The sequence below is a fragment of the Hydrogenophaga sp. genome (genome assembly GCF_022844385.1).
Classification (GTDB): Bacteria; Pseudomonadota; Gammaproteobacteria; order Burkholderiales; family Burkholderiaceae_C; genus Hydrogenophaga.
Genome location: NZ_JALHLX010000134.1, coordinates 1 through 9,149 on the forward strand (window position 1 = coordinate 1; position 9,149 = coordinate 9,149).

Below are 9,149 nucleotides of genomic sequence, written 5' to 3' on the forward strand. Positions count from 1 at the left end.
TGTTCGGTCACCTGCAAGAACGTCTGGACCAACCGCCCCGGGGTGGAATACGCCTGGTTCAACAACGTCGAGAGCAAGCCCGGCATCGGCTACCCGAAAGAGTGGGAGAACCAGGAGAAGTGGCAAGGCGGCTGGACGCGCCGTGCCGATGGCTCCATCGTGCCCAAACAGGGCGGCAAGTGGCAGCTGCTGATGAAGATCTTCGCCAACCCGCACCTGCCGGAGATCGACGACTACTACGAGCCCTTCACCTTCGACTACGACCACCTGCAGTCGGCGCCCGAGATGAAGAACACCCCCACCGCGCGCCCGCGCAGCCTGATCACCGGTGCGCGCATGGAGAAGATCGAGTGGGGCCCGAACTGGGAAGAGATCCTGGGCGGCGAGTTCGCCAAGCGCAGCAAGGACGCCAACTTCAACGGCTTCGAGGCCGCGCAGAAGGCCATGGTGGGGGAGTTCGAGAACACCTTCATGATGTACCTGCCGCGCCTGTGCGAGCACTGCCTCAACCCGGCGTGCGTGGCCTCGTGCCCATCGGGCTCGATCTACAAGCGCGAGGAAGACGGCATCGTGCTGATCGACCAGGACAAGTGCCGCGGCTGGCGCATGTGCGTGAGCGGCTGCCCCTACAAGAAGATTTACTACAACTGGAAAAGCGGCAAGGCCGAGAAGTGCATCTTCTGCTACCCGCGCATCGAGGCTGGCCAGCCCACCGTGTGCAGCGAGACCTGCGTGGGCCGCATCCGCTACCTGGGCGTGCTGCTGTACGACGCCGACCGCATCCAGGAGGCCGCGAGCGTGCCCAACGAGATGGACCTCTACAAGGCCCAGATCGATCTCTTCATGGACCCACACGACCCGGCGGTGATTGCGCAGGCGCGCGCCGACGGCATCCCCGAGAACTGGCTGGAGGCCGCGCGCCACAGCCCGGTCTACAAGATGGCGGTGGACTGGAAGGTGGCGCTGCCGCTGCACCCCGAGTACCGCACGCTGCCCATGGTCTGGTATGTGCCGCCGCTCTCGCCCATCACCGCCGCGGCCAACGCCGGGCACCTGGGTGGCAACGGCGAGATTCCGGACGTGAGCCAGCTGCGCATCCCGGTGAAGTACCTCGCCAACCTGCTGACTGCCGGTGACACCGTGCCGGTGGTGCGAGCGCTCGAACGCATGCTGGCCATGCGCAGCTACCAGCGCGCCAAACACGTGGACGGCGTGATCAACCAGGATGTGCTCGACCAGGTCGGCATGAGCGTGCGCGAGGTCGAAGACATGTACCAGACCATGGCGATTGCCAACTACGAGGACCGTTTCGTGATTCCCACCACCCACCGCGAATACGCCGAGAACACCTTCAACATCAAGGGCGGCTGCGGCTTCACCTTCGGCAACGGCTGCTCGGAAGGGCAGACGGAAACGAGCTTGTTCGGCAGCGAGAAAAAACGAACCATTCCGATCAAGGCGGGGGTCTGACATGGGCTTTTTCTCTTCTCCCCAAAAGCCCGCCGTGCACACCCTGCGTGTGCTCGCCCACCTGCTGCGTTACCCCACCAACGAGTTGCGCGAGCACGCCGGTGAGTTGCGTGAGGCGTTGCGTGCCGAGGCCGCCTTGCCGCCCGCGCGCCTGACCGAGCTCGATGCGCTGCTGGTGCACCTGAGCCAGCAACCGGCGCTCGATGTCGAAGCCGACTACGTGGAGTTGTTCGACCGGGGGCGCAGCACCGCGCTGCACCTGTTCGAACACGTGCTCGGCGATTCGCGCGACCGAGGGCCGGCCATGATCGACCTGATCCAGACCTACGAGAAAGCTGGTCTGTTCTTCGGGCCGGCCGAGCTGCCCGACCACCTGAGCGTGTTGCTCGAGTTCGCCTCCACCCAGCCCGCTGCGGTGGCGCGCGAATTCCTCGGGGAAAGCGCGCACATCGTGCGTGTGATCTTCAGCGCGCTGCTCAAGCGCGAGAGCCCGTACGCCAGCGTGCTGGCCGCGGTGCTGGAGATCGCCGGCGAGAAGGCCGAGCCGGTGCCGGTGGCGGCCGACCCGGGCATCGACGAGGTCTGGGCCGAACCCGAAGTGTTCGGTGGTTGCTCCACCGAAGGCCAGGCCAAGCCCGGCCAGCCGCAACCGATCCGCATCGTGAAGGCGGCCACCGGCCGTCACCCCTCATCCCCATCAGGAGCACAGGCATGACCTCACTGCACCACTTCCTCTTCGGCGTATACCCCTACATCTGCCTCGCCGTCTTCTTCATGGGCAGCCTGGCCCGGTTTGACCGCGACCAGTACACCTGGAAAAGCGATTCGTCGCAGATGCTGCGCAAGGGTCAGCTGCGCTGGGGCAGCAACCTGTTCCACATCGGCATCCTGTTCCTGTTCTTCGGCCACTTCGTGGGCCTGCTCACGCCGCACTTTTTCTACGAAGGTTTCATGGAGGCTGCGACCAAACAGCGGCTGGCCATCTACGCGGGCGGCACCGCCGGGGTGATCTGTTTCGTGGGCCTGACGATGCTGCTGCACCGGCGAATCTTCGACCCACGCATCCGCCTCACCAGCCACCGCACCGATCTGGCCATTCTGATCATCCTGTGGGTGCAACTGGTGCTGGGCCTGATCACGCTGCCGTACTCGTACTCGCACGCCGATGGCAGCGCCATGCTGGTGCTGGCCGAATGGGCGCAGCGCATCGTCACCTTCCGCCCCGAAGCGTCCGCCCTGGTCGCCATGGACTGGCCCTACAAGGTGCACATGGTGCTGGGCATGACGATCTTCCTGCTGTTCCCGTTTTCGCGGCTGGTGCATGTGTGGAGCGGTTTCGGCAGCCTCGCCTACCTGGTGCGGCCGTACCAGGTGGTGCGCAGCCGCCGCCTGGGCGTGCCCGCCAACCCGACCAACCCGGCCCACCCGGCCAAGCCCCGCTGATCCACCCCACCCACGGGAGCCCCCCATGAATCAAGACATTTCCTCCCCGTCGGGTTGCGGCAGCAGCGCCTGCGCCTGCAAAAGCCCGGAGGCAGCTGCGGCGAACCCGGCAGCAATCGCCAGCATCAACGGCATCGCGTTGCACGAAGCCGGGGAGGTGCTGGGCGAGCAGGCTCTGCGCGAACGTGCCTGCACCGAGCTGCTGCGCCAGCAGGCGGTGAGCGCCGGTTTGCTGCCGCGCTTCACCGGTCTGAATGCCCCCGAGCCCGACGCCGACACGCGTGCCGCCATCGAGGCCTTGCTCGAAGCCGAGGTGCACTCGCCCGAGCCGGGGCCCGAGGAGTGCCGGCGCCACTACGAGGCCCACAAGCCGCGCTTCGTGGTGGGCCACGCACTGCACGTGCGCCACATCCTGTTCGCGGTCACGCCGGGCGTGCCGGTGAACGCGCTGGCCCAGCGCGCCGAGGCCGCCCTGTTGGAGCTCTCGCGCCAGGGCGTCTCCATCGAGCGCTTTGCGCAGCTCGCGAGCGAACTCTCCAACTGCCCGTCGAGCACCCAGGGGGGCGACCTTGGCTGGATCACGCCGCAGGACTGCGCGCCCGAGCTGGCGAAGGCGCTGTTCCTGCAGAACGACGCCATCCAGGCGCTCGGCTTGCACCCGCGCCTGGTGCACAGCCGCTTCGGCCTGCACATCGTCGAGGTGCTGGAACGCGATCCGGGGCGCCTGCCCGAATTCGCCGAGCTGCAAGCGCAGATCGGCGCGCGCCTGGCCCTGCAGTCGCAGGCCACGGCGTTGCGCCAGTACATGCAGTTGCTGGTGGGTCAGGCCCACGTTGAAGGTGTGGAACTGGAAGGGGCCGACACCCCGCTGGTGCAATGAACGAACCCGCCGCGGGCGCTTCAGCGGACGAGCTGCTGTTGCGCTTGCGGCATTTCCGCTCCGACTACTTTCCGCGCCACCAGCAGCGCTTTCAGGACCTGGTGGCCGAAGGCCAGCACCCCAAGACGCTGTTCATCGGCTGCTCCGACTCGCGCCTCGTGCCCTACCTGCTCACCGGCGCCGGCCCGGGCGAACTCTTCATCGTGCGCAACGTGGGCGCCCTCGTCCCACCGCACGACCAGTCGCACGGCCTCCATGGAACGATGGCCGCGATCGAGTTCGCGGTGCTCAGCCTGCACGTGGAGCGCATCGTGGTTTGCGGCCACAGCCACTGCGGCGCCATACGCGCCGCCTACGAAGGCGCGCCCGCCGAGGCCGTGGCCCTCACCGCGTGGCTCAAGCTGATCGACGAAGCCTTGCTGCCGGTGCAACCCTGCGCCGAATCGATGCGCCGCACCGAACAGCGCGCCGTGGTGCTGCAGCTCGAACGCCTCATGGGCTACCCCATGGTGCGGCGCGAGGTCGAGGCCGGCCGGCTCACGCTGCACGGCTGGCACTACGTGATCGAAGACGGCGAAGTGCATGTGTTTGATGCACAGCAAGGTGACTTCGTCGCGGCCTCGGTAGCCTCCAACAGCGGCACCGGGCCGTACCAACCTTATGTGGAACACGATGGACAAGTCATCAGCTACTGAAGCTCGCGACACGCTGGCGGCCGAACTCCAGACCCTGGCCCGCACGGGCGGTTTGCGCACCTGGCACCTGCGCGGGCGCGAGCTGCTGCCGGTGGTGCAGGGCGGCATGGGCGTGGGTGTGTCGGCCGCTTCGCTGGCGGGTACCGTGGCCGGCCTCGGTGGCGTGGGCACGGTCTCGGCGGTGGATCTGCGCCGCCGCCACCCCGACCTGATGGCCGTCACCGCCCACCTGGACAAGGAGCCCGACGCGCGCGAGCGCATCGACGCGGCCAATCGGGTGGCGCTGGACCGCGAGATCCAGGGTGCCAAGGACATCGCACAAGGCCGTGGCCTGGTCGCGGTCAACGTGATGAAGGCGCTCAGCGCCTATGAACAGTACGTGCGCCAGGCGCTGGAGAGCGGCGCCGACGCGGTGGTGGTGGGCGCGGGCCTGCCGCTGGATCTGCCCGAGCTCGCGCGCGACCACCCCGACACCGCGCTCATCCCCATCCTGTCGGACGCGCGCGGCGTGCAGCTGCTGGTGCGCAAGTGGGAGAAAAAGGGCCGGCTGCCCGACGCCATCGTGATCGAGCACCCGCGCCTGGCCGGTGGCCACCTCGGCGCGGCCAAAGTGGCTGATCTGCAGGACACCCGCTTCGACTTCGAGGTCGTGATCCCGCAGGTGCTCGAGTTCTTCAAGACTGCCGGTATCGAGCGCGAGATACCGCTCATCGCCGCCGGCGGCATCGGCAACCGCGACGACCTCCTGCGCCTGCAGGCCCTGGGCGCCAGCGCGGTGCAGCTGGGCACGGCGTTTGCCGTCACGCGCGAGTGCGACGCCGACGCGGCCTTCAAGCGCGTGCTGGCCGAGGCCCGACCCGAGGATTTGGTGGAGTTCATCAGCGTGGCCGGCCTGCCCGCGCGCGCCGTGCGCACCCCCTGGCTGGACAAATACCTGCGCCTGGAGCCGCGACTGAAGGCGGTTGCGCATGTGAAGAAAAAGTGCAACATGGCGTTTGACTGCCTGGCCCATTGCGGCCTGCGCGACGGCAAGGGCGAGATGGGGCAGTTCTGCATCGACCAGCAGCTCGGCCACGCGCTCGACGGCGACGCGCAGAAGGGCCTGTTTTTCCGGGGTGCGGGTGTGCTGCCATTCGGCCAGCAGATCCGTCCGGTGCAGGACCTGATGTTGTGGCTCCTGAGCGGTGTCCGCCCTGCGCTGGTTTAACGAAAGAACACCCGAACATGAAACGTGACGCTCTGAAATCGGCCAGCACGGCCATCGGACAACAACCCATCACGCTGGACGTGCTGAAGGAGAAGTACCTCAAGGACGGCGAGACCAGCGAGCAGGACATTTACCGCCGCGTGGCGCGTGCGCTGGCCTCGGTGGAGAAGGAGGCCGACCGCGCCCAGTGGGAGCAGCGCTTCTTCGACAACCTGCAGGCCGGCGCCATCGGCGCAGGCCGCATCATGAGCGCGGCCGGCACCGCCATCCAGGCCACGCTGATCAACTGCTTCGTGCAACCCGTGGGCGACTGCATCCAGGGTGTGGACGACGGCGGTTACCCCGGCATTTACGAAGCCCTGCGCGAGGCCGCCGAGACCATGCGGCGCGGCGGCGGCGTGGGTTACGACTTCTCGCGCATCCGCCCGCGCGGCGCCGAAGTCAAGGCCACCGCTTCGCTGGCCTCGGGCCCGTGCAGCTACATCAACGTGTTCGACCAGTCGTGCGCCACGGTGGAGAGTGCGGGCGCGCGGCGGGGCGCGCAGATGGGCGTGCTGCGCATCGACCACCCCGACGTGCTGGAGTTCATCACCGCCAAGCGCACACCCGGGCGCTGGAACAACTTCAACGTGTCGGTGGGCGTGAGCGACGCCTTCATGCGCGCACTGGCCGACGACCAGCCCTGGGAACTGGTGCACCGCGCCCGCCCCGGCGCGGCGTTGATGGCCCAGGGTGCCCACCAGCGCGCCGACGGCCTGTGGGTCTACCGCAGCCTGCCTGCGCGCGAGTTGTGGGACACGGTGATGCGCTCCACTTACGATTTCGCCGAACCCGGCATCCTGTTCCTCGACCACATCCAGCAGGACAACAACCTGCGCTACTGCGAGTCGATCGAGGCGACGAACCCATGCGGTGAGCAGCCACTTCCGCCCTACGGCTGCTGCGACCTCGGCCCGGTGATCCTGCCGCGCTTTGTGCGCCATCCCTTCGGCTTCGGGGGCCTGCCCAGCTTCGACTTCGAGGCCTTCGAGGCGGCCGTGGCGCTGCAGGTGCGCGCGCTGGACAACGTGCTCGACGTGACCTTCTGGCCGCTGCCGCAGCAGCGTGAGGAGTCGGCGGCCAAGCGGCGCATCGGTGTGGGTTTCACCGGCATGGGCAATGCGCTGGCCATGCTGTGCGTGCGTTACGACCGGGCCGAGGGCCGCGCGCTGGCCGCGCAGATCGCCGAGCGCATGCGCGATGCCGCCTACGCGGCCTCGGTGGCGCTGGCGCAGGAGAAAGGCGCGTTCCCCAAGTTCGATGCCGACGGCTACCTCGCCGAAGGTACCTTCGCCAGCCGCCTGCCGAAAGCGCTGCAGGATGCGATTCGCACGCACGGCATCCGCAACAGCCACCTGCTGTCGATTGCGCCCACCGGCACGGTGAGCCTGGCCTTTGCCGACAACGCGTCCAACGGCATCGAGCCGCCGTTTTCCTGGATGTACCGGCGCAAGAAGCGCGAGGCCGACGGCAGCACCACCGACTACGCGGTGGAAGACCACGCCTGGCGGCTCTACCGCGAACTCGGTGGCGACATGGCGCAGTTGCCCGAGTACTTTGTGAACGCACTGGCCATGCCGGCGACCGACCACCTGGCCATGATGGAAGCGGTGCAGCCCTTCGTGGACACCGCCATTTCCAAGACGGTGAACGTGCCGGCCGACTACCCCTACGACGACTTCAAGGGCCTGTACCAGCAGGCCTGGCGCGCGCAGCTCAAAGGACTGGCGACCTACCGGCCCAACGCCATCCTGGGTTCGGTGCTGGACACCGGCCCCACGCCGGAGACCACCGCGAGCGTGACCACCGTGGACCCGATGCGCTCGGTGATCGAGAGCCGGCCACCAGGCGCGCTGCCAGCCGTGGCCGACAAGATCGAGTACTGGACGCAGGAAGGCCACCAGACCCTGTACCTGCTGGTGTCCTTCCTGCCGGTGCCCACGGCCGACGGTGCGGGCACGGTGGAGCGCGCGATCGAATTTTTCATGCCGGTGGGGCAGAGCGGCGAGTCGCAGCAGTGGGTGTCGTCCAGCATGCGCCTGCTCTCGCTGGCCGCGCGCGGCGGTTTCCTGGAGCGCGCCCTGCGCGACATGCGCAAGGTGGTGTGGGACCGTGGCCCCGTGCGCATGGGCACGCACCAGAAGGCCGACGGCACGCATGTGCCGATGTGGCACGACTCGGTGGTGGCGGCCATCGCCTACGCGGTGCAGACACTGATCGCGCAACGCGCCGGCGTCACACCCGCGTCGGGACAAGCTTCACCGGTGGTGGTGCAGGCCACGCCCGGCATGATGCCGGGCAAGAAGTGCGGCGAGTGCGGCGCGCACGCGGTGATCCGCAAGGACGGCTGCGATTACTGCACGCAGTGTGGCCACCTCGGGGTGTGTGGATGAACACCGCGCAGCTCACGCGAATGCCGCAGCTGGCTGGCGAGGCCGAGACGGTGGAGCGCGAGTGCACCCGCGCCGCCGCCGACCTCATCCACGCGCGCCAGACCGTGCTGCCCAAGCGCCTGCTGGCCCCCGGCCCCGATGCGGACCAGCTGCAGGCCCTGCTGGGTGCCGCCGCTGCTGCGCCCGACCACGGCCAGCTGCTGCCCTGGCGCTTCGTGATCGTGCCGCGCGGCGAACGCGCCTCGCTGGCCGAGGTGTTCGCGCAGGCCTTGCGCGAGCGCGACGCAACCGCCACGCCGGAGCAGCTGGATCAGGCGCGCGAGAAAGCGCACCGCGCGCCCTTGCTGCTGCTGGTGGTGGTGGACGGCGTGCGCGGCGATCCGGCCGTGGACTTGTCCGAACGCATCCTCTCGGCCGGCTGCGCGGTGCAGAACATGCTGCTCATGGCCACCGCCATGGGCTATGGCTCGGCGCTCACGAGTGGCAAGGCGCTGGGCTCGCAGGCCCTGCGCCAGCGATTCCATCTGAGCGTGGGCGAACAGGCCCTGTGTTTCATGAGCGTGGGTACGGTGGCGGCACGCCGGCCCGCGCGCACGCGCCCCACCGTGGCCGACTACTGCAGCACGCTCGGACCTGCGCCGATCAACACCGACTGAATCTGGAGACCCCGTGAACATTCAAACCTTCGACGACCTGCTGAGCGCGGCGCGCCTGCAACCCCTGCCGCAGCGCCTGCTGTTCGTGTTCGCCGGCGTCGAGCTGCCGGACGACGCCACACCGGCCCAGCGTCTCGAATTCGAGCGCGGCGAGGGTGGTGCGCTGGTGCCGCAGATGTGCGTGGACAAGGGGCTGGACGAGCTGCACTCGTTCGACCAGCTGGTGCAGGAGGCCCAGGCCTTTGGCCAGCCCTGGGGCATGGTGTTCGCCGCCGCACTCGCCGGCACACCGGGCCGCCAGCCCGGGAGCGCCGAGGCCGAACAACCGCTGCAGGACATGGTGGAGGCGATCCGCCAGGGGCAGCT

The 9,149-nt window shown here is 68.3% G+C and carries 9 protein-coding genes; all 9 read left to right on the forward strand.

Annotated features, from left to right (window positions below):
* Window positions 1-1,470: nitrate reductase subunit beta (narH, locus tag Q0C59_RS16680; RefSeq protein ID WP_291217590.1), on the forward strand; the 1,470-nt coding region annotated here is incomplete at its 5' end.
* Window position 1,471: 1 nt separating this feature from the next.
* Window positions 1,472-2,185 carry a nitrate reductase molybdenum cofactor assembly chaperone gene (narJ, locus tag Q0C59_RS16685; protein WP_291217592.1) on the forward strand — a complete coding sequence of 238 codons (714 nt, stop codon included), beginning with the start codon at window positions 1,472-1,474 and terminating at the stop codon, window positions 2,183-2,185.
* Window positions 2,182-2,913: a respiratory nitrate reductase subunit gamma gene (gene narI / locus Q0C59_RS16690; protein WP_291217594.1), complete on the forward strand. Its 732-nt coding sequence runs from the start codon at window positions 2,182-2,184 to the stop codon at window positions 2,911-2,913. Before narJ ends, narI begins: the two co-directional genes overlap by 4 nt.
* A 25-nt stretch (window positions 2,914-2,938) precedes the next feature.
* Complete coding sequence (locus Q0C59_RS16695) at window positions 2,939-3,793, forward strand: peptidylprolyl isomerase (RefSeq protein ID WP_291217596.1); 855 nt, start codon at window positions 2,939-2,941, stop codon at window positions 3,791-3,793.
* The gene (locus tag Q0C59_RS16700) at window positions 3,790-4,488 is read left to right on the forward strand and encodes a carbonic anhydrase (RefSeq protein ID WP_291217598.1); all 699 of its coding nucleotides are present in this window, start codon (window positions 3,790-3,792) and stop codon (window positions 4,486-4,488) included. Before Q0C59_RS16695 ends, Q0C59_RS16700 begins: the two co-directional genes overlap by 4 nt.
* Window positions 4,466-5,695 carry a nitronate monooxygenase family protein gene (locus Q0C59_RS16705; protein WP_291217601.1) on the forward strand — a complete coding sequence of 410 codons (1,230 nt, stop codon included), beginning with the start codon at window positions 4,466-4,468 and terminating at the stop codon, window positions 5,693-5,695. Before Q0C59_RS16700 ends, Q0C59_RS16705 begins: the two co-directional genes overlap by 23 nt.
* Before the next feature lie 17 nt (window positions 5,696-5,712).
* Window positions 5,713-8,127 (forward strand): adenosylcobalamin-dependent ribonucleoside-diphosphate reductase, encoded by a 2,415-nt coding sequence (locus Q0C59_RS16710; protein ID WP_291217603.1) that lies wholly within the window; start codon window positions 5,713-5,715, stop codon window positions 8,125-8,127.
* A gap of 20 nt (window positions 8,128-8,147) precedes the next feature.
* Window positions 8,148-8,783 carry a nitroreductase family protein gene (locus Q0C59_RS16715; RefSeq protein ID WP_291217608.1) on the forward strand — a complete coding sequence of 212 codons (636 nt, stop codon included), beginning with the start codon at window positions 8,148-8,150 and terminating at the stop codon, window positions 8,781-8,783.
* Window positions 8,784-8,796: 13 nt separating this feature from the next.
* The coding region (locus tag Q0C59_RS16720; RefSeq protein ID WP_291217605.1) for a ribonucleotide reductase subunit alpha at window positions 8,797-9,149 on the forward strand (353 nt) is incomplete at its 3' end.

What these genes read in the sequence shown, in the direction of transcription:
- narJ (WP_291217592.1), top strand. Translation starts at nt 1,472, where the DNA reads ATGGGCTTTTTCTCTTCTCCCCAAAAGCCCGCCGTGCACACCCTGCGT.
- narI (WP_291217594.1), top strand. Translation starts at nt 2,182, where the DNA reads ATGACCTCACTGCACCACTTCCTCTTCGGCGTATACCCCTACATCTGC.
- Q0C59_RS16695 (WP_291217596.1), top strand. Translation starts at nt 2,939, where the DNA reads ATGAATCAAGACATTTCCTCCCCGTCGGGTTGCGGCAGCAGCGCCTGC.
- Q0C59_RS16700 (WP_291217598.1), top strand. Translation starts at nt 3,790, where the DNA reads ATGAACGAACCCGCCGCGGGCGCTTCAGCGGACGAGCTGCTGTTGCGC.
- Q0C59_RS16705 (WP_291217601.1), top strand. Translation starts at nt 4,466, where the DNA reads ATGGACAAGTCATCAGCTACTGAAGCTCGCGACACGCTGGCGGCCGAA.
- Q0C59_RS16710 (WP_291217603.1), top strand. Translation starts at nt 5,713, where the DNA reads ATGAAACGTGACGCTCTGAAATCGGCCAGCACGGCCATCGGACAACAA.
- Q0C59_RS16715 (WP_291217608.1), top strand. Translation starts at nt 8,148, where the DNA reads ATGCCGCAGCTGGCTGGCGAGGCCGAGACGGTGGAGCGCGAGTGCACC.